Origin of the sequence: Hyphomonas sp., assembly GCF_022844445.1 — a bacterium.
Classification (GTDB): Bacteria; Pseudomonadota; Alphaproteobacteria; order Caulobacterales; family Hyphomonadaceae; genus Hyphomonas.
Map to the genome: position 1 here is coordinate 13,750 of NZ_JALHLS010000001.1, position 25,649 is coordinate 39,398.

At 64.3% G+C, this 25,649-nt stretch carries 18 protein-coding genes; 10 read left to right on the forward strand and 8 right to left on the reverse strand.

Features of this window, described 5'->3' with window-relative positions; translation table 11 throughout:
• Positions 1–51: 51 nt before the first annotated feature.
• Positions 52–483, forward strand: coding sequence for a hypothetical protein (locus tag Q0C17_RS00085; RefSeq protein WP_291199403.1), 432 nt, complete (start codon positions 52–54; stop codon positions 481–483).
• Positions 484–490: 7 nt separating this feature from the next.
• Here the strand turns inward: Q0C17_RS00085 and dacB are convergent, their stop codons facing one another.
• The gene (dacB, locus tag Q0C17_RS00090; protein WP_291199406.1) at positions 491–1,918 is read right to left on the reverse strand and encodes a D-alanyl-D-alanine carboxypeptidase/D-alanyl-D-alanine-endopeptidase; all 1,428 of its coding nucleotides are present in this window, start codon (positions 1,916–1,918) and stop codon (positions 491–493) included.
• Between the two features lie 20 nt (positions 1,919–1,938).
• Entirely contained in the window at positions 1,939–4,419 is a 2,481-nt protein-coding gene (hrpB, locus tag Q0C17_RS00095; protein WP_291199409.1) for an ATP-dependent helicase HrpB, read from the reverse strand.
• 75 nt (positions 4,420–4,494) lie between these two features.
• On the opposite strand from hrpB, the gene Q0C17_RS00100 reads away from it, so the two are divergent.
• Entirely contained in the window at positions 4,495–5,808 is a 1,314-nt protein-coding gene (locus tag Q0C17_RS00100; protein ID WP_291199412.1) for a dicarboxylate/amino acid:cation symporter, read from the forward strand.
• A gap of 10 nt (positions 5,809–5,818) precedes the next feature.
• Here the strand turns inward: Q0C17_RS00100 and Q0C17_RS00105 are convergent, their stop codons facing one another.
• Entirely contained in the window at positions 5,819–8,260 is a 2,442-nt protein-coding gene (locus Q0C17_RS00105) for a PAS domain-containing sensor histidine kinase (RefSeq protein ID WP_291199415.1), read from the reverse strand.
• Positions 8,261–8,551: 291 nt separating this feature from the next.
• On the opposite strand from Q0C17_RS00105, the gene Q0C17_RS00110 reads away from it, so the two are divergent.
• Positions 8,552–9,022, forward strand: coding sequence for a hypothetical protein (locus tag Q0C17_RS00110; protein WP_291199418.1), 471 nt, complete (start codon positions 8,552–8,554; stop codon positions 9,020–9,022).
• Positions 9,023–9,082: 60 nt separating this feature from the next.
• Entirely contained in the window at positions 9,083–10,024 is a 942-nt protein-coding gene (gene murB / locus Q0C17_RS00115; RefSeq protein ID WP_291199421.1) for a UDP-N-acetylmuramate dehydrogenase, read from the forward strand.
• Here the strand turns inward: murB and Q0C17_RS00120 are convergent.
• Both Q0C17_RS00120 and Q0C17_RS00125 read right to left on the reverse strand, forming a co-directional pair.
• Complete coding sequence (locus Q0C17_RS00120) at positions 10,021–12,090, reverse strand: TonB-dependent receptor plug domain-containing protein (protein ID WP_291199424.1); 2,070 nt, start codon at positions 12,088–12,090, stop codon at positions 10,021–10,023. The two genes, murB and Q0C17_RS00120, sit on opposite strands and share 4 nt — an antisense overlap.
• A gap of 153 nt (positions 12,091–12,243) precedes the next feature.
• Positions 12,244–14,310, reverse strand: a complete 2,067-nt coding sequence (locus tag Q0C17_RS00125; RefSeq protein ID WP_291199427.1) for a TonB-dependent receptor plug domain-containing protein — start codon at positions 14,308–14,310, stop codon at positions 12,244–12,246.
• 254 nt (positions 14,311–14,564) lie between these two features.
• On the opposite strand from Q0C17_RS00125, the gene Q0C17_RS00130 reads away from it, so the two are divergent.
• The 5 genes from Q0C17_RS00130 (at position 14,565) to lpxC (ending at position 20,283) form a co-directional block, all read left to right on the forward strand.
• On the forward strand, positions 14,565–15,473 hold the full coding sequence (locus Q0C17_RS00130; protein ID WP_291199430.1) for a D-alanine--D-alanine ligase: 909 nt from the start codon (positions 14,565–14,567) through the stop codon (positions 15,471–15,473).
• Complete coding sequence (locus Q0C17_RS00135; protein WP_291199433.1) at positions 15,461–16,339, forward strand: cell division protein FtsQ/DivIB; 879 nt, start codon at positions 15,461–15,463, stop codon at positions 16,337–16,339. The genes Q0C17_RS00130 and Q0C17_RS00135 overlap by 13 nt, the downstream gene beginning before the upstream one ends.
• Entirely contained in the window at positions 16,339–17,649 is a 1,311-nt protein-coding gene (gene ftsA / locus Q0C17_RS00140; RefSeq protein WP_291199436.1) for a cell division protein FtsA, read from the forward strand. The genes Q0C17_RS00135 and ftsA overlap by 1 nt, the downstream gene beginning before the upstream one ends.
• Positions 17,650–17,743: 94 nt before the next feature.
• A complete protein-coding gene (gene ftsZ / locus Q0C17_RS00145; protein ID WP_291199439.1) occupies positions 17,744–19,186 on the forward strand; it encodes a cell division protein FtsZ in 1,443 nt (480 codons plus the stop codon).
• Between the two features lie 185 nt (positions 19,187–19,371).
• Positions 19,372–20,283, forward strand: coding sequence for a UDP-3-O-acyl-N-acetylglucosamine deacetylase (gene lpxC / locus Q0C17_RS00150; protein ID WP_291199442.1), 912 nt, complete (start codon positions 19,372–19,374; stop codon positions 20,281–20,283).
• A 26-nt stretch (positions 20,284–20,309) separates the two neighbouring features.
• Here the strand turns inward: lpxC and Q0C17_RS00155 are convergent, their stop codons facing one another.
• Positions 20,310–20,744 carry a helix-turn-helix transcriptional regulator gene (locus Q0C17_RS00155; protein ID WP_291199445.1) on the reverse strand — a complete coding sequence of 145 codons (435 nt, stop codon included), beginning with the start codon at positions 20,742–20,744 and terminating at the stop codon, positions 20,310–20,312.
• Positions 20,745–21,006: 262 nt separating this feature from the next.
• On the opposite strand from Q0C17_RS00155, the gene Q0C17_RS00160 reads away from it, so the two are divergent.
• Entirely contained in the window at positions 21,007–21,840 is an 834-nt protein-coding gene (locus tag Q0C17_RS00160; protein WP_291199448.1) for an outer membrane protein assembly factor BamD, read from the forward strand.
• A 16-nt stretch (positions 21,841–21,856) separates the two neighbouring features.
• Here the strand turns inward: Q0C17_RS00160 and ligA are convergent, their stop codons facing one another.
• Together ligA and Q0C17_RS00170 are read right to left on the reverse strand one after the other, a co-directional pair.
• Complete coding sequence (gene ligA, locus Q0C17_RS00165; protein ID WP_291199451.1) at positions 21,857–23,962, reverse strand: NAD-dependent DNA ligase LigA; 2,106 nt, start codon at positions 23,960–23,962, stop codon at positions 21,857–21,859.
• Positions 23,959–25,641, reverse strand: a complete 1,683-nt coding sequence (locus tag Q0C17_RS00170; RefSeq protein ID WP_291201106.1) for a DNA repair protein RecN — start codon at positions 25,639–25,641, stop codon at positions 23,959–23,961. Before Q0C17_RS00170 ends, ligA begins: the two co-directional genes overlap by 4 nt.
• Between the last annotated feature and the right edge of the window lie 8 nt (positions 25,642–25,649).

Consider the following 25,649-nt stretch of genomic DNA (forward strand, 5'->3'; position numbering starts at 1 on the left):
CGCGAGTATATTGTTTTTCGATAATAACTGAACGGCCCCGGGAGCCTCCCCATGCGTGCTGAACTCGTTCGTGTTGGCTTGCACGAAGTCGACATCAAGATCGTTGCCGGCGACCGGATGCACGTCCTGCAATGGCGCCGTAACCTGCTCTGGGATGAGGTCCTGCTCGATGGCAAGCGCCAGGCTTCAAGCCACGGACTTTGGGGCCGCGAGAAGGTTTACGGCCTGGTGTTCGGGCGCGACGCGGATGGCCGCGGCGGCCATCAGATCATGCTGATTCTCGACCCCGGCTACGGCAACTACGACTATTCGAACAACGGTCAGCGGCTGAAAGGCGTCCGCCTCGAGAACGCTGATGGCCCGCTCGTGTCCTATGGCTCACTCGATCCCAAAGCGCTCGAAAAGCCGGCAACCTTTGCCGATTGGATGAAGAAATCCATGGGTATGGATTGGGGCACAGACCACACGCGCCGGCCGAACTGACCCACCTTCAGTTCGCCGCCGCGATCTCGACCAGCAGCTTGTCGATCACCGGCAGGACGGAATTGGCATCGGCCGGTCGATCATTTGCGATCACCGAGAAGACCAACGTCTCGCCGCTCGCCGCGATGAGGAAGCCCGACAGCGCGTTGACGCCCTGCACCGTACCGGTCTTGGCGAAGAGGCGCCCTTCCAGCGGCGTGCCGCGGAACCGCCGGGACAGCGATCCAGTCTTTCCGCCCACCGGCAGCGCCCCGCGGAACGCCTCGCCCCAGGGCTGCGACGTGGTCCATGTCAGGAAGCGGACGGTCGATTGCGGCGTCACGCGGTTGTAGGGTGAAAGGCCGGAGCCGTCAAAAAGCTCGATTTCAGCACGACCGATGCCGGCCTCGTCCAGCATGGTGTGCACAGCATCGAGCCCGTCCTCAGCGCCTTCCCCGCCGGTTGCGAGGGCAATGTGGCGTAGCAGGAGTTCGGCTGCGAGATTGTCACTGTCTTCGGAGACATAGACGATACTTTGCAGCAGAGGGGGCGCCACAAGGCGTGCAATCTCCTCACCAGACACTTCCTCGCTCCGTGAACGGACTCTTGCTGACCCCTCGACCGCTATTCCGCGCGCCAAAAGCAGCCGCACAAGGCGCTCCGCTGCTGTCTGTGCGGGCTCGGGAACGCTGAGGAAATAGTTGCGTGCGGCGGCATCCGAAGGAAGGCTGCCGGTGAGCACCACTTCGTCCGATCCCGGCCAGCGCAGCACGCTCAGCAAGTTCTTGCTGCCGAGAGGCCCAGTGACCGCCTCATTTCGCACCGTCAGCACGTCATCGCCCGGCGCCCAGGCGGCCATGACCGGGGCACCTTCGGCGGTATCCGGGCCGACCCGCAGGGCGGCGGCGTTTCCGTTGACCGTCAGTGCGGAAACCGGCGCGCCGAAATAGAAGGGCAGGTTGTTCCAACTCCAGCCCATGCCCCAGGGCTCGAACGGGAACAGCGTATCATCCCCGTAGACATCGGTCACACGCGTGATGCCGCGCGCGGCGACGGCATCGGCCAATTGTCGGAGACAATTGTCAAGGCAATCCGGCGCATCCCGCAAGGTGGGGTCGCCAGCTCCGACGAGGATCAACGAAGGCGCAGCGCCGCTTTCGCCGGGAATCAGGCGCAATGACGTGCCGAGCGCCGGGTCGGGACGATCGATGTTCCGCATCAGATGAAAGGTGGCGGCGGTTGTGAACAGCTTGGTGTTCGAGGCCGGGATGAATCGCTCGCTCGCCTTGTCGGCAAAGACTGGTTCGCCGGACAGGGTCGCCACCATGACGCCCAGGCGGACGCCTTGGGCTGGCGCGATTACGACGGGCTCGCGCGCCGGCACGGGCGCGGGCGGCACGGCGCAGGCAGCGACCGCAAGGCCAAGCACCAGAGCAGCCATCCGGAGCAGCAACATATCTTTCCCTTCGTCCCGGCTCAGGTGAGCCGTTTCCTGGTGCGCCCCTCATGGGCACGCGCATTTGCCGGATCGTCCGGCCAGTCATGCTTGGGATAGCGCCCGCGCATGTCCTTGGCCATGTCCTTGTAGCCGGCGCCCCAGAAACGCGCGAGGTCCTGCGTCGTGGCGGCCGGCTTCATGCCGGGCGAGAGCAACTCCACCGTGACTGGCACCCGGCCCGCCGCGATGCGCGGATGCTCGGTGAGCCCATAGAATGCCTGCGCGCGCGCAGAGACGAGCGGCGCGCGCGGATCAAGCCAGTCAACCCGCGCCTCCTGGCCTGAGGGCAGCCCCAGCATCAACGGCGCATGCTGGCGCAAAGCTTCCTGGACCGGCCAGTCGAACGATTGGATCAGTGCGTCGCGCACCTCATGCGGCGCCGGAACCGAGGCGCCCTTTCGGCGCAGCAGCGGATAAAGCCAGTCCTGGGCGGACGTGATCAGCGCTTGGGCGTCCTTCGCCGGCGTCTCGATCAGGGCAGCCACCTCGAGGATCCTGAGGCGATGCAGGGTTTCCTCGACCGCTTCGGCTGCGCCGAGCGCGGCGAAACCACCCGCTTGCACGGCCTCCAGCATTGCGTTGGCACCGGCTTCAGCGGACGGCTTGGGCAGCGGCGCTTCCGACAACACGATGGCACCGAGCGCCTTGACGCGCCGGGCGGCGAAGCGGGCGGACCTGGGATCAAAGGTGGCGCGATCTTCTGTGACAACGTTCTGGCTGGCCAAGGCTTCCGCCTCCGTCAGCGGCAAGGCGAGTGTGATGCGCGGCTCGCGCGCCGCGCCGCCAAGATCCGCCACGACGAGCCAGTCTGATTTGGCGAGTCCGTCCGTAGCCGGAACAGTTGCCGCGCGGCCCGACGCCATGAGGTACGATCCATCGGAGCCGGGCCGCTTACGTGCGACCTGATCCGGCCAGGCGGAGGCGAGCAACCGCGCAAGATCGCCACCTGGCACGCCGCCGCCGCCCCAGCCAGCGGCCTGCGCCTTGAGGCTGCGCGCCCGCTGACTGCCATCGGCGCGAAACCGTTTCAGGCGGTCCCGCAGGTCGCTGGAGTCCCCGCCCATGCCGCGCTCGCCGGCAAGGGCCGCGACTTCCGCTGCGAGCGCTTTCTCCGACGGGCCGGGCGCGGCTGCGATCAGGGCTGAAAGACGGGGGGCCATTGGCAAGCGCGCCATCTCGCGGCCTTTCTGGGTCAACGCGCCGGTTTCATCGAGCGCGCCGAGGGCATGAAGCTGCGCCTCGGCGGCGCGGTACTTTCCGGCGGGAGGCACATCTAGCCAGGTGAGCTTCGTCGGATCACGCTCGCCCCATTCGGCAAGCGCAAGCACGAGTCCCGAGAGATCGCTGTTGAGAACTTCCGGGGTCGGCGCCGCGATCAGTCCGCGCGTCGCTGCCTCGTCCCACAGGCGGTAGCAGACGCCCGGCGCCGTGCGTCCCGCCCGGCCGCGCCGCTGATCCACCGACGCGCGCGAAGCCCGCACCGTTGAGAGGCGTGTGCCGAGACCGCTCGCTTCATCTTCCGCAACACGTGCAAGGCCTGAGTCGATGACGATGCGCACGCCTTCGATGGTGAGTGCGCTCTCGGCGAGGTCGGTGGCAAGCACGACCTTGCGCTTGCCGGGCGGCGCTGGCGAAACCGCCGCGTCCTGCTCCGCCGGCGAGAGCGCGCCGAACAGCGGCGCCACCAGAATGTCCGGCCCGAGCCCTTCGAGCGCGTCCGCCGTGCGATGGATTTCACGGGCACCCGGAAGGAAGACGAGGATGGATCCCTCCGATTCCCGAAGTGCCTGCCGGATCACCTTCGGCATCCGGTCCTCGATCCGCTCGTCGGAGCGCCCGACATAGCGTGTGTCCACCGGATATTGCCGGCCGGCACTCTCGATGACGGGCGCGTTGACCGCCTTCGAGACGGCAGCGATGTCCAGCGTCGCCGACATGATCAGCAGGCGAAGATCTTCTCGAAGTGCGCCTTGCGATTCAAGCGACAGGGCGAGACCAAGATCGGAATTCAGACGGCGCTCGTGGAACTCATCAAAGAGCACAGCGCCAACGCCCTGCAGTTCGGGATCATTGAGGATGCGGCGGGTGAAGAGGCCGTCGGTAATGACCTCGATGCGCGTTGTAGCGCTCACCTTGCGGTCCACGCGCGTCGTCAGGCCTACTGTTTGCCCGAGCTTCTCACCGAGGCTCGACGCCATGCGTTCCGCCGCCATGCGAGCTGCGATCCGGCGCGGCTCCAACATGAGGATGCGGCCTGTGATGACCGGCGCATCTCCCAATAGGCCTGCAAGTGCAAGCGGCACACGCGTGGTTTTACCTGCGCCGGGCGGCGCAGCGAGGACAAGCCGGTTCGCCTCGGTGAGTGCACGAAGAATCTCCGGCAACACGTCGTCAATCGGGAGGGGATCACGGTTCGGGGCCATATGGACGAAATAGGGCGGTGGAGCCTCCTCTGGCAAGCAGGCCTCGGCAAAGGTTGTCTTCTGCGTCCCCGGCCCCTACCCTCCCGACCTCGCGGATTAGAGAGGTGGCACATGAAGACGTGGTTTGAAATCGATCTCTGGAAGCGGGTGATCCTCGGTCTCCTGCTTGGCGCCGCCATCGGGCTCGGACTTCGCTACGGCATCGGGCCGGACCCAGCCAGCGCGATTGTAACGACCTGGTTCAAGCCTGTAGGCGACGCATTCATCAGCCTGATCCAGATGCTGGTCGTTCCCCTGATCTTCTCGACACTGGTGTCTGGCGTGCTGGCGATGGGCGATCCCAAACGCCTTGGCAGTCTCGGCGGGCGGGCGCTGGCGATGTATATGGTTACCACGGTCATCGCCGTCTGCTTTGGCCTTGCGATAGGAACGCTTCTTCAGCCCGGCGCAGGCTTTGATCTGTCGGTCGTTTCAGCGACTGATATGGATCAGGCTCGCGAACGCCTTGCGGCAAACCCAGCGCCCGGCGGCGTGGTGGAACAGATCATCCGCACCCTGCTATCGATCATTCCGGTCAACCCTATTGATGCAATGGCAAAAGGCGATGTGCTCGCCATCATCTTCTTCGCCATTATGGTCGGCATCGCCACGTTGATGGCCGGCGAAGCGGGGGAACCCGTCGCGCGCGTGATGAACAGCGCCTCAGAAGTGATGATGCGCCTCACCATCATCGTCATGGAAGTGGCTCCGATCGGCGTGTTGGCGTTGATGGCCTGGGTTCTCGGCACGCGCGGTCTCGTCGTGCTCGAAGTGCTCGGCAAGATGACACTGGCGCACTATCTCGCCTGCACGCTCCACATGCTGATCACTTACGGCTTCATCGTGAAGGGGATGCTGCGCCTGCCGCTGATCCCTTTCATCCGCGGGATTGCCGACCCGCAAGCTGTGGCGTTTTCGACATCCTCTTCCAACGCCACTCTGCCTGTCACGATGAGCGCCGCGAACAAAAATCTCGGCATCGGCAAGCCGATTACCTCTTCCGTCCTACCGCTCGGCGCCACCATCAACATGGACGGCACAGCCCTCTACCAGGGCCTAATTGCCCTGTTCGCCGCGCAGGCGCTTGGCATTACGATGACGCCCGACATGTATTTCACAATCATCCTCATGGCGACGCTGGTTTCGATCGGAACAGCCGGCATACCGTCAGTCAGCCTTTTCCTGGCGGCCACGACACTCAGCGTCATAGGCGTATCAGCGGAGAACACGGTGCTGATCATCGCCATCCTGTTCCCGTTCGACCGTATCCTCGACATGATGCGTACCGTGACGAACATCACTGGCGACCTTGCGGTCGCAACCGCTGTCGCCAAGTGGGAAGGCGAACTGGATGAGGATGTCTTCCGGGCCCGCGACCCGGTGTAAATCGCAGCGCCTAGAGTGCTGCACCTTCCGGGTGATGCAGGGCAGCTTGCGCGGTGACTGTCACCTGCGCCGGCAGCCAGCACGTCACTTCGAGACCGCCGCCATCGACCGGCTTCATACCGACTGTGCCGCCATGCAAGTGGATGAAATGCTTCACCAGCGCGAGGCCCAGGCCTGCGCCGCGCTGGTCGCCCGAAACAAAGCTGTCGAAGCTCGTGGCGCGTTTGTCGGCCTCCAGACCGATGCCATTGTCCCGCACACTGAGCATGATCATGTCGCCGGCTCGCTGCGCCGCCACGACGACCTCGCCGCCGGACTCGGTGAAGCGCAGCGAGTTCGAGACTAGGTTGAACAATACCTGCTTGATGCGGCGCGCATCGCCCCGGATCGTGCCAAGCTTGCCGGTGATCTCTGAGCGCACAGTGACTTCTGTATCTTCCGCTTTCGAGACCACCATCTCGATACCCTCGGCGATCAGATCCTCGAGGTTCACAGTATCGAGGTCTAGGTCCATCCGTCCCGCTTCGATCAGGGCGAGGTCGAGGATGTTCTCGATCAGCTTATTGAGGTGGTCCGATGCCGACAGGATTGCGCGGACATGATCCGTCTGACGCTCGGTCAGCGCACCGTTGCGCTGGGTTTCCAAAAGCTCTGCATACCCGAAGATGGTCGTCAGCGGCGAACGCAGTTGATAGCTGACATTGCGCACGAATTCCGTCTTGAGGCGGTCAGCAGCCTCGAAGGCTTCGGCGCGGTCGCGCAGCGCGGATTCGACACGGCGTGTGGCCGTCACGTCGGCGAAAGCGATCAGCGTGTTACCGTCCGGCAGGGGGTTCGTAATGTAGGTCAGCAGCGAGCCGTCCGAACGGCGCATCTCGCCGGTTGTTGCCTGGCGCGCGCCAGCAGACGGATCGGTGATGTGAACCTTGATTGCGTCCCAGATTTCGGCGTCGTGAAACAGCGGCACGCACGCCTCAACCACATCGTCATAGTCCGGCGTGTCCTTCAGCAGCTCGGCCGGCAAATCCCACACTCGCGCGAAGGCACTATTGTGCAACTTGAGCCGTCCGTCGCTGCCGAACACGGCGACCGCCTCGTGGAGATTATCGAGGGTCGAGCGCTGCGTCTTGATGAGGGCGTTGAAGCGTGTCTGAAGGTCGAGCTGAACAGTGATGTCCTTGAACAGCAGTAGCAGGCCGCCCATCGGGTGGCGCTGGCGCGTGACCGACAGCGTGCGGCCATCAGGTAATGACCACTTGTCTTCCTTCACGCCGTCGAGGTCGAGATAGTAGGAGATCTCTTCCGCGCGCCACTCGGCATAGTTCGGCCGGCCCGGGAGCTTGCGGCGCTCGCGCAGTCGATCAAGCAGCTGGCCATGGTTCGGCCGGTCTAGGAGGAAGGCTTCCTCAAGGTCCCACATGTCGCGGAAAGCCTTGTTGTAGAAGGTCAGCTTGCGTTCAGCGCTGAAGATCGCGACGGCATCGGCGACATGGTTCAGCGTCTCATCATGTGCGCGCACGTGGCGGTTCAATTCCTCACGCGCATTCTCCTGCATGGTCACGTCAAAGGCCATGGCCCCTGCCCCGCCGGAGAGCGGGAACGTCAGTACACGCATCGCCCGGCGATCACCCTTGACGACGATGTGGCGGGTCTCATCATGCTCCTGGCCATCGGAGATCGTCTTGCGGGCCTGTTCTGCGACGACCTGGTCAAGCATCGTCTGCTCTTCGAGAAGACGGTCGAGGCTGGAGACATCGACGGCGGCGAGATAGGCCGGGTTCGCCCATTGCAGGCGGCCCATGCCGGATACGCGCCAGGCCGGGAAAGGCGCCTTACGCAGCATGTCGAGGAAGGCGGTCGGATCGCGCGCGATCACCTGCCGAGCTTCCTCGAATTTTCCGCGAGCGGAGCTTTCCTCGAGGCCCTTGATAGTGGAATCGGTGACCCAGACGACCGCGCGGGCGCCAGCCGTGCGCCCGTCGGCTTCGAGGAAGCGGCCCGAGGGGCCGATGATGGTCAGCGAAAACGGGTTGCCCTGCTCGCGCAGCTCACGCAGGCGGATGCGTAGCGTTGTGTCCTGCCCGGCGGAATCGCGCGCTTCGAGATCGGCGATGCCCTCAACGATACGAACGGTCGGATTTTCCGAAATTGCGGCGTCGGTGAAGCTGAGCAATCCGGCGAGCGCCACCGACGAGCCAAATACGTCCGGCGGGGTGATCTCGTCGCCCTCGATCTCCAACGCCTCACCCTGCCAGACCAGGATGACGCCCGGATGCGCACCTAAAACAGATTTAAGGGCGGCATTTTCAGTCTCACGATCGCCGGCCAGATCACGATACTTCTTCGCGGCGCCGCGGGCGCCGTCCGACACGCGCAAGGCCCAGAGAAGCGCGCCGAGCGCCAGCATTGCGGTGCCAACCGCCATGATGATGGGCACTTGTTCTGCGTTCATCGGACAGCCGCCTTTCCAAGCGCGAACCCGCACGCCCGCGGGGGCGCGACTCGGACTAGTTTATACTGGTTAACGATTGGCCCCGCGAGCGTTAAGGCAGGGTTAATTCCAGGGCTGCAAGGCTCACCTCAACAGGCGCCCCGGCGCTGCAAGCGGCTGTTGCAAAAACAGCACACCCACCTAGGGTAACCATTGGCAAGCCTGAGGAGTCCCCGTTTCATGCGCCGTGCCCTTCTAGTCGCAGCCTTGCTGTTGTCTGCCCTTCCCGTGAATGCTCAGGCTGAAACCGAGGTGGACGATCTTGTCCGCCTGCCCGGCCAGGGACTGGTGAAACCGGACTCCGCGGCCGCCCAGATGAACCTCGGCCGGCTTGTACCGGGCGGCGGCCTGATCGCCAGCTTCGACGCGGACAGTGACGGTCGAATTTCCCCGGGCGAATTGAAAGCTGGCGCGCTGGCCGCGTTTAAGGCCGCCGACGCCAATAGCGACGGGCAGCTTGTCGCGTTGGAGCAGCAGGACTGGGCTTCTGGTCTTCCGACCCGTGATGACACGCTCGCCAACCCTGTCCGCTTTGATCCCAATCTGGACCGCGTCGTGAACTTCCAGGAGTTTCAAGCTGCCATCGTGCACCTTGCAAAAAACTACGAAGACACCTCTGGCACCATAGAGATCGCAAAGCTGTCGGCGCCGGAACCCCGTCCCGAGCGCAACGAACGCCGTTCGCCCTTCGACGACCCTCCACCTGAACGCAGCAACAACTGACCCGCGCGGCCAGCGCAAGCGCTTGACAGCCGAGGCCAGTCAGGCGACCCGCTGCTCGACATGACCCGGCTCTCCCTTCCGCCTGCGCGCGGCAAACTGATCGAGAACGCCCCGCTGGCGCCCTACACCTGGTTCCGGGTAGGCGGGCCTGCAGATGTGCTGTTCCTGCCTGAAGATGAAGCCGACCTCGGCGTTTTCCTTGGTGCGCTCGATCCCGCCATTCCCGTGACGGTGCTGGGCGTCGGCTCAAACCTGATCGTCCGCGACGGCGGCATCGCAGGTGTCGTGATCCGGCTGATGGGCCGGGCCTGGGGCGAAGTTATGAAAACCGGGGAGCTCGAGATGACGGCCGGCGCCGGTGCGCTTGATCTGGCAGTGGCCAAGGGCGCAGCGAAGCACGGCATTGCAGGCCTCGAGTTCCTGTCGGGCATTCCCGGTTCTCTCGGCGGCGCGACGCGCACCAACGCCGGATGTTACGGAAGCGAACTCAAGGATGTGCTCGTCCGCCTCGAGGGCGTGACCCGCCGGGGCGAACGGCGCGTCTATGGTGAAGGTCATGAGCCGGTTGAATTTAGCTATCGTCATACCGACCTGCCGGAGGATTTCATTGTCTCGCGACTCGTCCTGCGCGGCACCGGCAAAGGCGACGCGGCCGAGATTGGCGCGGCGATCGACGCGCTCCAGGCCCGCCGGAGCGAGACCCAGCCTATCAAGGAAAAGACTTCCGGCTCGACCTTTGCCAATCCCGATCCTCCGGGTAGTCCCGACCAGCGCTCCGCGTGGAAGCTGATAGACGCGGCCGGTTGCCGCGGCCTCAAGGTCGGCGGCGCGCAGGTCTCGCCAATGCACTGCAATTTCCTGATCAATGCTGGCGAGGCCACTGCCGCCGACCTTGAAGCTCTCGGCGAACTGGTGCGTGCCCGCGTGCTGGATACGTCCGGCGTCCAGCTACGCTGGGAAGTGCGCCGGATCGGCCGGATCGGACAAACCGGTCCGGTCTAGAAAGTTCCGTTCAAGGATAGCACGAAAATCAGGCCACGATCACGTTCTGACACTTCCCGGCGAACAGCGAGGCCGTTTCGGTCAGGCGCAAAAACCGTGCGTTCGACCACATCCCTGTGATCGAGGAGATTGCGAACCGCAAAGCGCCCGGTCGCACCCCAGAGGTTCTTGTGCTCGACGAAGACTTCACCCATGCCGTTCAGCTGCCGCTCGAGCCTTCGCTCGCTTCGCGTGAACTCGTCCGTGAAAGCAAGCCGCTCGAGCTTTGCGCCCCAGGCAAATTGCGTATCCGGAACATCATGCCGAAACTCAACGTTCACTTCATAGAGCAGGTCATCGCTGATCCGTCGGGACGCACCTGTGACTGGATCATCTACCCGCGAGTCGATCCATACACCGCTGGCCGTCACTTCGGCGCCATCGAACCCGAGCGGCGCAAGTCTCAGCGTCGCGTCAAGCTCCGCGATCGCCCCCCAGGCTTTGTCGATGTTGCCAGGACCGTCGCCGGTGCCGATCGGCACACGGTCAACGATATCCTCGATCTTGTCGTAGGTAATCTTGGCCGTGGCAGCGCCCCACTCCGAAAAATCCTTTTCAGCCTGCAAGCTGGCGCTCCACACCTGCGTTGGAACGATGTCGGGATTGCCAGCATTGTTGTTGTCCAGCGATAGGTCGGCCGAAGTAACGAAATCGAAGAAGTCGAGCTGTCCGACCTTGCGCTCGATCCGAGTGACGAGGCTGAGCGTTTCGCTGGCTGCCCAGGTCAGGCTTGCGTACCCCTTGGGACGCGTAAATATGCGGACTTTCTCCGTGTCGCCGGATTGCGAGATCTCCGAATACTCCGCTCCGACCGCCAACTGCATCGTGAGATCGGCCGCCAGCGACCGCGTATGCGTCAGCATCGCCTCGGCCCGGCGTTCCTCGACGCGTGTATTCGATGTATCGAGCGGCACGGCCACGAACGGCCCGTTGCTGATCGCCTCAGAGAGTTCCGATTCTGCCTCGAGGAAATTGAACGCACCTTCCGCAGACAGTTGCCACTCCGGACCTGAAGGCGTCTTCCAGCCATATTCGCTGCGAAGAATATACTCGCCTTCATCCGTGGTTTGACGAAAGTCCGAGCGGTAGAGGTTCGAGCCGTCGAGACCGCCCCTGAGGAAGGTATCGTTGAAGGGGCTGCGCTCGCGGCGTGCCAGTCCGATCGCTTTCAGCCTACCGGAACTGAGGTCGAATTCGACATCGCCGCCGAGCTCCGCATTCCACTCATCCTCAAGGCTCTCGAACAGCCGCCGGCCTTCGGGACCCGCAACTGGAAACACCTGGGCGCGATCCTTGATTTCTTGCCGGTAGGTCGCCGCCTTTCCATTGAGATTGGCCACCATGCCGCCCGGCGGTTTCCAGGCCATCGAGCCCGACACCGACGTTGTATCGACATAGAAGATGAACTTTTCCTGGCGCAGTTCGAGCAGGTTGCCCGTTCCGTCCGTCACGTTCCGGAAGCCCTGGTTACCTCGCCGTTCCGGCGCATTGTCCGCCTGCACGCTCCAGCTGACATCGCCGCTACGGCCGGATAGCGCCAGATTGGCGACGCCAAGCGCCGGTTGGAAATCATCGCGCCAGCGCGCCTGCATCTTCCAGGAACCGGATTGGCGGGCCTCGCCCGATGTCACGACGTTGATCGCCTGGCCGGATAGTCCGGGCACGCCGAAGACGCTTGCATCCGCAACTTCGATCCGCTCGACCTGGCTTGCCGGAACCCGGCCGAGCGCCGCGCTGGCACCGTTGGACTTGCCAGAGACGCGCTGGCCGTTGATTAGCACGTTGCCACTGGCCTGGCCGAAGCCGCGCGAGTCGCTGTCATCCTTGGATATCGACACGCCCGGCACACGTTGAACCATTTCCAGCGCCGTGCGCGGCGCAAACTGGGCAAAATCTTCCAGCGTCAAGATCGTCCGGTGCTCCGGACTGGCGCCGTCTATCGTGTCAGCAACTGTCTCAGCGAATGCTGGCGCACCCAACGGAGCTACGGCCAGCGCCGCCGCCACATGGTTCAAGAACCGTCGCAACTCTAGCATCCGGATTGGCGTCTCCCACGCTTTCCAATGGACCTTTTCCCACGCCGAAGTCCAATGATTTCGCATCGCACGGCGCCCCGGACCGGCGCTTTCTCATTTCGGTCGCCAGCCCTGCCCGCTTGGCGGGCCGTCCTTCGGGAAGCCTCAGAACTTGCCTTTGAGTTCGATCGTGAAAATCGGGCCGAACGCGCGCGCGTATTCTTCGGAGCGAACAAGCGTGCCGTTCCGGTCGGGCGCATAGACCTCACGCCAGAACGTGTCACGCTGGTTGAACAGGTTGCCAAGCGCAATGGTGCCAATCATGCCGGCAATGTCTTTGTGTTCAAGGTACACCATAGAGAATGCCGGATCGTTTCCTCCCAGCGCGATCTGGTTGAGCTGGTAAGACGGCTCGGACTTGAAGCCTTCGATAACCGTGCCCCAGGCCCAATCCGTGTCCGGAATATCCTGCCGGAGTTCCATGTTCCATTCCCATATCAGGTGGGAGTTGATCGAGCGGCGCTCACCCGTCAGCGGGTCATCGACTTCCGTATCGTAGTAGCGGCCGTTGAAGGTCAGCTCGGCGCCCTTGAAGCCAATCTCCTCGAGCTTGAGCGTCGAATCGGTCTCGATCCCGAACAGCTTGCCGCTTTCAATGTTGCCGGGACCCGCGCCCGTGCCGATGGGCACCTGGTCGATGACGTCTTCAAGTTCCACGAATATAAGCCGAACGGTCGAGGCGCCCCAGGCCCTGAAATCCTTCTGGGCTTCCAGATTCAGCCGCCAGGACTGGTTCGGAACGATCTCCGGATTACCATCGACGCTGTTCTCCTGCTCGAGATTGACCGAGGAGATGAAGTCGAAAAAGTCCAGCTGGCCGACGCGCCGCTCGACCTTGGTGACGAGCTTCAAAGTATCGCTCTGCTGCCAGGACAGGCTGGCAGATCCTTTGGGCCGGGTGAAGGCGCGCTTGTTCTCGGCGTCTCCCGTCTGCGACAGCTCCGAATACTCTGCCCCGGCTGACACCTGCAGATTGAGCTTCGGGGTCAGCTGTCGGCCATGCGTCAGGATCACTTCGCCGCGGCGCTCCTCGACCCGCGAATTGGCGAGATCCAGAATAACCGGCACCAGCGGCGCGCCGCCGGTTGCTTCTTCGAGGGATGCTTCCGCCTCCAGGAAGTTGAAAGCGCCTTCCGTCGAAATCTGCCAGTCGTCGCCCTGCCCCGTCTGCAGGCCATACTCGCTGCGCAGGATGTACTCGCCTTCATCGACCGTCTGATGGAAATTCGACGCATACTGGCCGGAGCCATCGAAGGCCGCCATCTTGAACCTGTCAACAAACGGACTGTGCTCCAGCCGGCCAAGACCGATGAATTTCAGCCGACCCGGGCCTGCGTCGAACTCGAAGTCGCCGCCGATTTCGGCGTTCCATTCGTCTTCCGCCGACTGGAAAAGACGCCGGCCTTGTGCGCCGCCCAACGGATAAGTCTTGCCGATCTGCTTGACGTCCATCTCCCAGATCCCGACCTTGCCGTTGAGATTCGCGATCGGCCCGAACACCGGCTTCCAGGCGAGCGAGCCCGAGAGCGACACGTCTTCGATGATGCGCGTGAAATCTTCTTCGCGCTGCTCCAGCAAGTTCTTCTGGCCGTCCTGGATTAGACGCCAGCCGGCATTCCCGTTGCGCTGAGGCGCACTGTTGGCTTCGAGCGTCCAGCTGACGGCGCCCTTGCTGCCCGCCAGCGTGACGGTGCCCTCATTCAGTGAGGGCGGCAGGTTTTCGCGCAGGCGTATCTTGTAGCGCCAGGTGCCGTCGATCGACGCCGCGCCATCGGTTACGACATTGACCACCTGTCCAGTCAGGCCCGGAATTTCGGTCTTGGTCCCGTCCAGAACCTCGATCCGCAGGACGCGCGCGGCGGCGATCCGTCCCAGCGCCAGTTCCGCACCGTTGGACTTGGCCGATACACGCTGGCCATTGATCAGCACGTTGCCTCGCGCCTGGCCAAACCCGCGGTTACCGCTGTCATCCCTGATGATCGCAAAGCCGGGAATCCGGCGCACCATGTCCAGCGCGTTGACGGGGCCGTACTGGTTGAAGTCTGCCGGCTGGTAGACCGAGCGGTTTGGATCGCCTTCCTCCGGTGTGACGGCGGTGTCAGCGCCCGCGGCCAGCTGGCCTGATAGGGCAAAAACGGCAAAACTGGTCAGCAGCGCCCGCGGAATCGGCATTTTAGCTCCCTCGGTATCACTATCGGGTCAGTCGATTTGCCCAAGGGAGATTACCGTTTTTCGTTATCTGTTTTCCGCTTATCAATATTGACTACATCCATAGTCAATAGATTTGTTGTTCCCCTCCCATGATTTTTTTGTAATCCGCCTGTTTTGCGCCAGACAGCTGCCACGCCCTCCCCTTTAAGCTGCTGTTCACCGCATCGTTCCATCACGGACGATGGCGGAATGAACGCATCTCAGAAGGAGTTGGCATGAAACGGGTGGCGGTGATCTATGGTGGCTGGTCTTCGGAACGGCCCGTCTCGCTCTCCTCCGGCCGCCAGATGGCCGAAGCCGCGCGCGAGGCCGGCTACGACGTTGTCGAGATCGACGCGACCCGCGACCTGGCTCGGCAGCTGACCGACGCAAAACCCGAGGTCGTGCTCAACGGCCTGCATGGTCCCTGGGGCGAAGACGGCTCGGTACAGGGACTGCTCGAAATCATGGGCCTGCCCTATTCCCACTCCGGTGTGCTCGCCTCGGCGCTCGCAATGGACAAGCTCAAATCCAAGGCCGTCTACAAGCAGGCCGGTCTGGACGTTGCCGCAGACCGCCGTGTCACCCGCGCCGAAGCTGCTGCAGCCCATGCCCTGAAGCCGCCCTATGTGATCAAGCCCGTCAACGAGGGCTCGAGCTTTGGCGTGCTGATCGTGCGCGAGGGCGCCAATGGCCCGCCGCAGGAACTGACCGGTCCGAACTGGCGCTACGGCGATTATCTGATGGCGGAGGAATACATTCCCGGCCGCGAACTCACCGTCGCTGTGCTGGGCGATCGCGCGCTTGCCGTCACCGAGATCACGACCTTAAGGGACTATTACGATTTCGATGCAAAATACGCGGCTGGTGGATCGCAGCATGTGATCCCTGCGGATCTGCCCGCGCACGTGACCAAGGCAGCGATGAATGCATCGCTCAAGGCTCACGTTGCACTTGGATGCCGCGGGGCGACACGCTCGGACTTCCGTTACGACGAAGAGAAGGACCGGCTTGTGATCCTCGAGACCAACACCCAGCCCGGCATGACGCCCACCTCGCTCGTTCCCGAGCAGGCCGCGCACATGGGCATGAGTTTCGTGGAACTGGTCGCCTGGATGATCGAGGACGCCTCATGCCAAAGATAGAGCGCAACCAGACAGTTCCTTCCGGCCGCCGCCGGCCCGCTACCATCGTCGATGAGACGACAGGCGAGGAAGTGCGCGTCTCGTCCGTAATCTTCGGCGTCGTGATGCTGATCGCGATCCTCGTCGCCACCGCTGCCTGGATGGGCGGATCGATGTCACAGATCGGTTCGCGCTTCGGCGGCTTCATGGACGACACGTCCCGCCTCATCGGCGTGGATGTGAATGACGTCTCCGTACTCGGCCTCGAGGACAATCCTGCTCTCGCCGACGAAGTGCGCGCCGCTGCGATGATCGAGCCGGGCGAGAACATGTTCCGTGCTGACCCGCACCTGATCAAGAGCCGCGTGGAAGGCACCCACAAGGTGCTGAACGTGCGCGTCCACCGTCTCTGGCCCGGCCAGATCGTGATCCTTGCCGACGCCGCCGATCCTGTCGCTCTCTGGCATGACGGCCGCCAGTGGCAGGTTGTCGATGGCCTTGGCCGCCTGCTGCCCGGCGCCCGCGCCGAAGACCATCCGAACCTCCTGCGCCTCGCCGGCCAGGGCGCACCGGAAGCAGCGCCGCAGCTCGCCGCCGCCCTCGCCTCGGCGCCCGACATCAATGGCCGCGTCGCCGTGGCAACCCGCATCGGCACGCGCAGATGGGACATGCGCTTCATCAACGGTGTCACCGTTCGCCTGCCGGAAGATCCCGGCCTCGAGCCCGCCATCGAACGCCTCGCAAAACTGCAGGTGCGAACCGCCCTTACCCAGCGCCCGCTGGAAATGATCGACCTGCGCAGCCGCGGACGCGTCTATCTGCGCCTGGCTGAAGCGCCCGTCGAACCTGAACCCGAGACTGTCCGCGAGGCTGCCGAGAAAACCTGATGTCCGAACTTTCCGCCAAGCGCCTCGCCCGTCTTAACGGCCGCCCCGGCGGCACGGTCGCCGCGCTGGACATCGGCTGTTCAAAAACCACTTGCCTGATCGGCCGTCCGGATGCGGACAATCCGCGCCGCATGACCATTCTCGGCAGCGGGCGCCAGCAGACGCGTGGCTTCGCCGGCGGCAACATCACCGACATGGAAGGGCTGGAGCGATCCATCCGCCTCGCCGTGGAAGACGCCGAGCGCGAAGCGGGCGAGCCGATTTCGGAAGTTATCCTCGGCATCACCGGCCCGAAGCTGTCTTCGCGTATGATGTCTGCCAGCATCGAGATCGGCGGACGCGTCATCACCGCGAAAGATGTGCGGCGTCTGCACCAGCAAGTGCTGCTGCGCGCTGCGCAGTCCCCTGCCCTCAGGCAGGAGGATATCCTCTCTGCCTGGCCGGTGGTCTACACCATCGATAAGGCGGCAGGTCGCGTGCGCCAGCCCGTGGGCATGATTGCCGGCGCACTGACCGTCAAGATGTCGATTGTCTCGGCCCCGCGCGCCATCGTGAAGAACCTGACGGAGTGCGTATTTCGCGCCCATCTCGGCGTCACGCAACTCGTGCCATCCGCCATCGCCAGCGGCGCCGGCACCCTGATCGAGGACGAGATCGAGAACGGCGCCGTCTGCATCGACCTCGGTTCCGGCGTAACAGCCGTCTCAGTCTACCTGCATGGATCGCCCGCCTGGCTCGGGCTCGTTCCAGCAGGAGGCGCCCATGTGACCGCCGACATCGCGCAGGGCATCGGCACGACCTTTGCCGCCGCCGAACGCCTCAAACAGCTTTACGGGACCGCCGACCTTGAAGGCCCCGGCCTCGCCGAGCGCATCGAGGCGCCGCGCCTCGGCGATGACGGACGCCTGCACGCCTCGCGACTGGAACGCGCCGAAATCGCCCGCATCATCGCGCCGCGTGTCGAAGAAATTTTCGAGATGGCGCTCGACTTGCTCGCCCGCAGCGATGTGAAATCGGTGCTGCCCCAGCGTGTCGTGCTCACGGGTGGGGCAAGCCAGCTGCCAGGTGTGCGCGAAGTCGCCAACCGAATTCTCAAGACACCTATCCGTCTTGGCCGCCCCGTCCTTGCCGAAACTTTAGGCGAGCAACTGGCAACACCAGCTTTTTCAACGGCTTCTGGCCTGCTACTTTATCCCGAGTTGGGGTTCACCGACGCCGCGCGGGCTGGCGCGCCGTCATTGGAAGCAGAAGCGGAGGGCGGCTCGGGACGGCTCAGGAGTGTGCTTTACTGGCTGAAGGAAAATTTCTGACGCCAAGCTCGGCCACTTAAGCGTTTTTTAGCGGCAGGAGCGCATTCTGCCCGCTCCAGCCAACCCGGCCGACGCAGACGCAGATTGAGGCGCAATGACCCAGGAACTTAAGCCGCGGATCCTCGTGTTTGGTGTTGGCGGGGCTGGCGGCAACGCCATCAACAACATGATTGAGGCGAACCTCCAGGGCGTCGAGTTCATCGTGGCCAACACCGACGCGCAGGCCTTGTCGCGCTCGCGCGCCGACAGCCGTCTTCAGCTCGGCCTCGGCACCACGTCTGGCCTCGGCGCCGGCGCCCGTCCCGAGATCGGCGCCAAGGCCGCCGAAGAATCCATCGACGACATCCGCGCTCGTCTCGACGGCGCGCACGTGGTGTTCATCGCGGCCGGAATGGGCGGCGGCACTGGTACCGGCGCCGCGCCGATCATCGCGCGCGCCGCGCAGGAAATGGGCATCCTGACCATCGCTGTGATCACCAAGCCCTTCGGCTTCGAAGGCGCACACCGTATGCGCCTCGCTGAAGAAGGCCTCGCGAAAATCCGCGGCCATGTCGACACGATGATCGTCGTGCCGAACCAGAATCTGTTCCGCATCGCCAACGACAAGACAACTTTCGCGGACGCCTTCCGGATGGCCGATGACGTGCTCTATTCCGGCGTGCGTGGCATAACCGACCTGATCGTCATGCCAGGCCTGATCAACCTCGACTTTGCGGACGTCAGCGCCATCATGCGCGGCATGGGCACCGCCCTGATGGGCATGGGCGAAGCCGCCGGCGAAGCTCGCGCGCTCGAAGCGGCGCGCCGCGCCATCGACAATCCGCTGCTCGACGACGTGACCATCAAGGGCGCCAAGGGCGTTCTGGTGAACATCACTGGCGGCTATGACATGACGCTGTTCGAGCTCGACGAAGCGGCCAACGAAATCCGCCGCGAGGTCGACCCCAACGCCAATATCATCCTCGGCTCCGCGTTCGATGCGAGCCTTGAGGGCCGCATCCGCGTGTCCGTAGTGGCCGCCGGCCTCGATGCCGCCTCGCGCCGCCTGCCCATCGCCCAGCCGATTTCGCCGCGCGTTCTGGCAACGGCCACCACCGCCCCGATTCTTCCAGCCGAAGAGGCAGCGATCGAACCGGATAGCGCCGAAGACGAGATGATCGGCGCCGAAGATATCGAATTGACGGGCGCCGCACCGGACTATGGCGCCGATATCAGCGACCGGCCGAAGATCGTGACGCCGCCGCGCGTACCCGCCACGCCTGCGGCGCCGCCGGCCGGCATCTTCTCGGAGCGCACCGATGCGCCTGCTCCCGACCGGCCAACCCGCGAAGGCGCTCCGGCCGCTTCCGGCTTTGCGAACCTGTTCGGCTGGCGCCGTCCGGCGCCCCAGGGACAGAACGATTCCGAACCGGGTCAGCGCGGCGCCCCCGCGGCCTCGCCGATCATCTCTGCCGCGGACGATCACCCGGAGCCGGCCCCCTTCGATGACGCCGATCTGGAGATCCCCGCCTTCCTGCGCCGCTCTGCCAATCATTAGAGGCCCGGTGTGGCCTTCCGGCGACACATTTCAGCCAGGTTAATTTCCTTCTGATTCAAAAGGTTGGACTGTTTCCAGGCCGCGAGCTGTAATACAGCGAAATATCGCGTGTTTTGAGTGCCGGGCCGCGCCGGGCCATCTAGTCTGCTATGTATATGTGTAGCGGGCTGAAGGCCGACAGAGACATGGCAGTTGAGCGGCAAACCACGATTTCGCGCAAGGTGAGCTGCGCAGGGATTGGCGTGCACTCCGGTGCGCGCGCCCGGCTGACCCTAAATCCCGCCCTCGCCAATTCTGGCATCCGCTTCGTGCGCGTCGATGCCGCCCCGGGCACGGGCGAAATTTCTGCCCATGCCGAATCCGTCTCCGACACCCAACTCGGCACCACACTCTCGAACGAGCATGGCGTCTCGGTGGCTGTGGTCGAGCACCTGCTGGCTGCTGTGGCAGGTCTCGGCATCGACAACCTGCGGATTGAGATCGATGGCCCCGAAGTGCCGATCATGGACGGCTCGTCCTCAGTCTTCTACGAATTGCTCCTGCAGGCCGGCCAGCGCACGCTGGGCGCCGCCCGCCGCCGCATCCGCATCCTCGAGAAGGTCGAAATGCGCGAGGGCCCGAAGCGCGCAACCCTCTCCCCGTCGCACAATGACGTGCTGACGCTTCGTGCTCGCATCGAGTATGACGACCAGCATATCGGCGTGCAGCAGATGGCGATGCGCCTCGCCCCTGGCATGTTCGCCCGCGATCTCGCCTTTGCGCGCACCTACGGCTTTGCCCGCGATGTCGAGATGCTTCGCGCGATGGGCCTTGCCCGCGGCGGCTCGCTCGAGAACGCGGTCGTCATCGGCGAAGATGGCGTGATGAACCCCGAAGGCCTTCGCATCGAGGACGAGTTCGTCCGCCACAAGATGCTGGATGCCGTCGGCGACCTGATGCTCGCCGGCGCTCCGATTGCGGGAGACTATGACGCCGTGCAACCAGGCCATGCACTGAACAACAAGCTGGTCCGCAAGCTCCTTGCCACGCCTTCTGCCTGGTGCTGGGAAGAAGCCGGGGTGCACGCTGCAACCGAAGTGGTTCGCGCAGCGGTCTGAAACTGCTGCAGGGCCCGGGCGCTGCCCTAACCCATCAAGCCGCGTTGATCGCCGTTAGCTGCCGGCTCGGCCGGGGTCAGTGCGTCCGCATCCTCATCGCTCCGCCCGGCCAATGACCGGACCAGTGCCATCAGGTGGGTGCGAATGCGTTCGTCCTCGATGCGGGAAAAGTTTCGGACGAGATCGATCACCGCGCGGGACGACCCGGCAGCCGATTCGACTTTTTCGGTGGCGCCAAAAAACCAGCCCGGCTGGACTTCCATCACTTCGGCAATCTGGGCGAGGCGCCCGGCGCTGACGCGGTTGGCCCCCGTCTCGTATTTCTGGATCTGCTGGTAGGAGATGCCGAGCGCATCTGCGAGCTGGTCCTGGGTCAGGCCCAGAAGGATGCGGCGGCGGCGCATCCGCTCACCGACCTGGCGGTCAACCGTGTTGGCGTCACTCAATTTCCGGTTCGTCATGACTGTACCTGATCAACTTGCCTGCAACCCTGAACTTGGCCGTTTCCGGTAGTGGCAGCGCGGGCGGCGCAGCGATCCGGGCCAAAACTGCATTTGTGACACGTAGAGTGGATGCCCCGCCTGACAAGCCCAATACCTTCCGATTGCCGGGTGTGAGGCTCTCAGGCCAGAAAACCCTGCCATTCGGGCCTTGGAAAGGCGGGTCCATTCGGGCTAAGCAAACAGGCGAAACGCTTGATGCTGCAGATACAGGCCGCTGCCCATGTCCCGACTGATGACCCTTCCCTTGGCGATTGCCGTCTGTGCGCTGGCCCTGGGGGCCTGCCAGTCCAACAAGCGCAATACCGAACTTGCCTATGTCGAGCGCCCAGTGGAGCAGCTCTACAATCAGGGCGCCCGCCAGCTGGACGATCGCAAATATGAGGACGCGATCCTCTTCTTCGCTGAAGTCGAGCGCCAGCACCCCTATTCCGAATGGGCGCGCAAATCGATGGTCATGTCGGCCTACGCTTCCTACCAGACACGCGATTACACGACCGCCATCTCCGCTGCCGAGCGCTATCTCGCGCTCCACCCCGGCGGCTCGGAAGCCGAATATGCTTATTACCTGATTGCCCTCTGCCACTTCGACCAGATCATTGATGTCGGCCGCGACCAGGCGACCACCGAGCGCGCCAGCACGGCGCTCAACGACATCATTCGACGCTTCCCGCAGAGCGAATATGCCAAGGATGCGCGCATCAAGCTCGACATGGTCAACGACCAGCTTGCTGGCAAGGAAATGACGGTCGGCCGGTGGTACCTGCGTTCCAACCAGACCCTGTCGGCGGTCAACCGTTTCCGTACGGTCGTCGACACATATCAGACGACCAGCCACACACCCGAGGCGCTGCACCGTCTCGTGGAAGCCTACCTGACGCTCGGCCTCAAGGATCAGGCGCTCGCGGCCGGTGCCACGCTCGGCTACAATTATCCCGAAACCGAATGGTACCGGTTGAGCTACCGCCTGCTCAGCAACAAGGGTGTTGATCTCGACACGATTAGCGAGTCGCAGAAGCGCACGCTCCTGCAGCGCCTGATTCCCGGCGGAAAATAATCCTTACCCGGAAGTCTCAGGCCTCGCCGATCAGGGCGAGCCATTCCGCTTCTGTCATCGTGCGGACCCCTAGGCTCTCGGCCTTTGCGAGCTTTGAGCCTGCCCCCGGTCCGGCCACGAGAATATCCGTCTTCGCAGACACCGACCCGGCAACCTTGGCGCCTAGTGCGCTGGCCCGCGCCTTTGCTTCATCGCGTGTCATGCGTTCCAGCGTTCCGGTGAAGACCACCGTTTTGCCAGCCACCGGGCTATCCGTCGCCGCCGGCGCTTCATCCGCCACCTCGACTTCCGACAGCAACGCTTCCAGCATCTCGCGGTTGTGCGGCTCGGCCTCGAACTGCACCAGCGCCCGCGCCGCCGCGTCACCGATCCCGTCGATGCCCGTCAGGTCCTGGTAGCCTTCACTTCCGGGCCCGCCCTCAGCAGCCCGCTGCACGGCGTACCAGAAGGCCTGCCAGCTGAGGAAGCCGCGGGCGAACTGGCCGGACGTCGTCTGCCCCACGTGGCGAATGCCGAGCCCGTTGAGAAAGCGCGCGAATTCCGGGGTCCGGCGCGCATCGATTGCGGCATAGAGTTTCTTGGCAGACGCCGCGCCGAAGCCGTCCCACTCCTCCAGAGGCGGCAGGCCTGCTGCCTCTATATTCTTCCGTAGCCGGAATATATCCTGCGGGGCGTGCACCACACCCTTTTCGAAGAAAAGTTCGATCTGCCGGGCACCGAGGCCATCAATGTCCAGCGCCTTACGCGAAACGAAATGCTTCAGCCGCTCCACCGCCTGCGCCGGGCAGATCAGTCCGCCCGAGCAGCGGCGGCGCACGTCCATCTCTCCCGCCTCGTCCATTTCCCGCACGGCGGCCGAGCCGCAGGCCGGGCAGACATCCGGCATTGTCCAGGCCGGCCCCTTCCCCGCTTTCACGACACGCAGCACTTGCGGGATCACGTCGCCCGCGCGCTGGATCTCGACAACATCACCCGGTTTCACGCCGAGGCGCGCAATCTCGTCCTCATTGTGCAGCGTCGCATTCGACACCATGACCCCGCCGACTGTCACCGGCTCAAGCCTCGCCACCGGCGTCAGCGAACCGGTCCGGCCAACCTGTACGTCGATCCCGAGCAGCGTCGTTGTTGCCTTCTCGGCCTGAAACTTATGGGCAATGGCCCAGCGCGGCGCGCGGCTGACGAATCCAAGGCGCTGTTGCCAGTCGAGCCGGTCGACCTTGTAGACGACGCCGTCAATGTCATAGGGCAGCCCGGCGCGCCGCGCCTCAATGTCCCGGTAATAGGCCAAGATCTCCTCAACCGTCAGCACCCGGACCATCAGAGGATTGGTGACGAAACCCCACTTGCCGAGCAGCTCGACCGCGCCCGACTGAGTGTCCGAAAAAGGCGCACTCACTGCGCCCCAGGCATAGGCGAAAAAGCGAAGGGGACGTGATTTCGTGATCTCGACATCCAGCTGCCGCAGGCTCCCGGCGGCGGCATTGCGCGGGTTCGCGAACACCTTTCGCTCTGCCGCCCCCTCGCGCACGTTGAGAGCGGCAAAGTCGTCCTTCGCCATGTATACTTCGCCGCGCACCTCGATGGAGTCCGGCCAGCCCTTGCCGGCGAGCTTGGCCGGAATGTCGCTGAGCGTCTTCGCGTTGGCGGTCACGTCCTCGCCGGTCTGCCCGTCGCCGCGCGTCGCCGCACGCACCAGCCTGCCCTTCTCGTAGGTAAGGCTTAGTGAGAGGCCGTCGATCTTGGGCTCGGCGGTGCAGGCGAGTTCTGTCTCTGTGGGGAGGGCCAGGAACCGCCGGATGCGGGCGGCAAAATCCGCAACGTCATCATCTGCAAACGCGTTTTCCAGCGACAGCATCGGAATGCCGTGGCGCGCCTTGGCGAATCCGTCGCCCGCTTCCGCGCCGACCTTCAGGGAGGGACTGTCCTCCCGCTTCAGGTGCGGGAAGCGCGCCTCGATTTCGGCATTGCGCAGGCGCAGCGCGTCATACTCCGCGTCCGTCAGCGACGGCGCATCATTCTGGTAATAGGCGGCATCCGCGTCGGCGATCTCCCGCGCCAGCCGCGCGAGTTCGGCCACCGCGTCCTGCTCGGTCAGCGCGCTGGCAGGTGTTCCGCCGGTCATGCATCCTCCAACAACCTCCCGGCTGCGGCCCGCGCCTCGTCGGTGATCTCGGCGCCGGACAACATGCGGGCAATTTCTTCCTGCCGTGTCCCCGCATCTAGCGTGGTCAGACGTGTCCCGCCAGCCTTAGCCGACTTTTCAACAAGCCAGTGCATGTCAGCCGCCGCCGCCACCTGCGGGCTGTGCGTCACCGCCAACACCTGGCGCGAAGCCGAGAGGCGCACCAGCCGCTCGCCGATCGCCGCCGCCACCGCTCCGCCGACGCCCTGATCGGCCTCATCGAAGATCAGCGTGCCCGCACTTCCGGCTTCCGCAAGCGCACATTTCAGCGCCAGCGACACCCGCGCCAGCTCGCCGCCGGAGGCCACCTTGCGCAGCGGGCCAAAGCCCGCGCCAGGGTTGGTCTCAGCCTCGAACTCGGCGCGTTCCGCCCCCATCGCGCCCGCCTCTTCCGGGGGGAGCGGTGTCAACGCCACGCGGATTGTCGCGCGGCCAAGTTTCAGCGGCGCGAGTTCTACGCCGATCGCGCTCTCGAGCCGCCCGGCCGCCGCCCGGCGCGCCTCGCTCAGGGCATGCGCCGCGCTGTGCCAGCGTGCCTCAGCCGCGCGCTCAACCTTTCGGGCCGCCGCGATGCCGGCCTCACCCGCCTCGACGAGTTCAAGCCTTTCAGCCAGCGCTGTCCACTGCAAGTTCAGCGTGTCCGGATCGCAGTTCAGCTTGCGGCCCATGGCCCGCAGCCCGAAGAGCCGCCCTTCGACGCCTTCAAGGTCTCCTGCATCAACCGGCATCCGCTCCAGCCGCGCGATGGCGCTTTCCGCTTCGCGCAGTTCGATCATCGCCCGCTCGATCGCTTCACACGCCGCCTTCGCGGCTTCCGGAAGCGGGCCTTCCGCGCCATCGAAACCCGGCAGCCGGCAAATCCGCTCCGCCGCGCGCGAGGCCTTCGACAGCGCCGTCTCTGCATCCGCGGCCGACAGCGCGCTCGTCGCCTCGGCCACCGCTTCCAGCACGCGCTCGGACTGCATCAGTTGTGCGCGCTCCGCTGTCAGCCGTGTCGCCTCCCCGGCCTGCGGCGAGAGCTTTGCAAGTTCCGCCACCGTTTCCTGTAACCAGGCCAGCGCCTCGGCAGCCGCCTGTGCCTCACCTTCCAGCGCTTCACGCGCCGCGCGAGCGTCCATCCGCGCGGCATGCGTGGCCGCGCAAGTCACCAGAAGCGCCTCGTTGCCGGCGAACTGATCCAGCAGCTTTCGGTGCGTCGCCGGACGCATCAGGCTCGAGGCGGCATGCTGGCCATGAACTTCCACCAGCAGTTCGCCCGCCTCGGCCAGCAATGCCGCGCCCACTGGCTGATCATTGATGAAAGCGCGCGCGGGGCCTTCCGACCGCACCAGCCGTTTCAGCGTCAGCGTCTCGCCATCGCCTGCGGCCACGCCCTGCGCAGCCAGCAGCGCCCAGACCGGATGCCCGGACGGCGGCGCAAACTCCGCCGCAACGCTTGCCTGCGCCGCGCCGTGCCGGATGACCGACCGGTCCGCCTGCCCGCCAAGCGCCAGCGACAGCGCATCCAGAATGATCGATTTGCCCGCCCCGGTTTCCCCGGTAAGCGCCGTAAAGCCCTCACCCGGCGAAAGATCGAGCCGGGAAATGAGCACGAAATCACGAATGGACAATGACAGCATCATGGGTG

Bases quoted from the DNA above. Each gene is read 5' to 3' on its own strand.
- Q0C17_RS00135 (WP_291199433.1), top strand. From the start codon at position 15,461: ATGCCAAAGATAGAGCGCAACCAGACAGTTCCTTCCGGCCGCCGCCGG.
- lpxC (WP_291199442.1), top strand. From the start codon at position 19,372: ATGGCAGTTGAGCGGCAAACCACGATTTCGCGCAAGGTGAGCTGCGCA.
- Q0C17_RS00125 (WP_291199427.1), bottom strand. From the start codon at position 14,310: ATGCCGATTCCGCGGGCGCTGCTGACCAGTTTTGCCGTTTTTGCCCTA.
- murB (WP_291199421.1), top strand. From the start codon at position 9,083: ATGACCCGGCTCTCCCTTCCGCCTGCGCGCGGCAAACTGATCGAGAAC.
- ftsZ (WP_291199439.1), top strand. From the start codon at position 17,744: ATGACCCAGGAACTTAAGCCGCGGATCCTCGTGTTTGGTGTTGGCGGG.
- ligA (WP_291199451.1), bottom strand. From the start codon at position 23,962: ATGACCGGCGGAACACCTGCCAGCGCGCTGACCGAGCAGGACGCGGTG.
- Q0C17_RS00170 (WP_291201106.1), bottom strand. From the start codon at position 25,641: ATGCTGTCATTGTCCATTCGTGATTTCGTGCTCATTTCCCGGCTCGAT.
- Q0C17_RS00100 (WP_291199412.1), top strand. From the start codon at position 4,495: ATGAAGACGTGGTTTGAAATCGATCTCTGGAAGCGGGTGATCCTCGGT.
- Q0C17_RS00105 (WP_291199415.1), bottom strand. From the start codon at position 8,260: ATGAACGCAGAACAAGTGCCCATCATCATGGCGGTTGGCACCGCAATG.
- Q0C17_RS00155 (WP_291199445.1), bottom strand. From the start codon at position 20,744: ATGACGAACCGGAAATTGAGTGACGCCAACACGGTTGACCGCCAGGTC.
- dacB (WP_291199406.1), bottom strand. From the start codon at position 1,918: ATGTTGCTGCTCCGGATGGCTGCTCTGGTGCTTGGCCTTGCGGTCGCT.
- Q0C17_RS00085 (WP_291199403.1), top strand. From the start codon at position 52: ATGCGTGCTGAACTCGTTCGTGTTGGCTTGCACGAAGTCGACATCAAG.
- Q0C17_RS00160 (WP_291199448.1), top strand. From the start codon at position 21,007: ATGTCCCGACTGATGACCCTTCCCTTGGCGATTGCCGTCTGTGCGCTG.
- Q0C17_RS00130 (WP_291199430.1), top strand. From the start codon at position 14,565: ATGAAACGGGTGGCGGTGATCTATGGTGGCTGGTCTTCGGAACGGCCC.
- ftsA (WP_291199436.1), top strand. From the start codon at position 16,339: ATGTCCGAACTTTCCGCCAAGCGCCTCGCCCGTCTTAACGGCCGCCCC.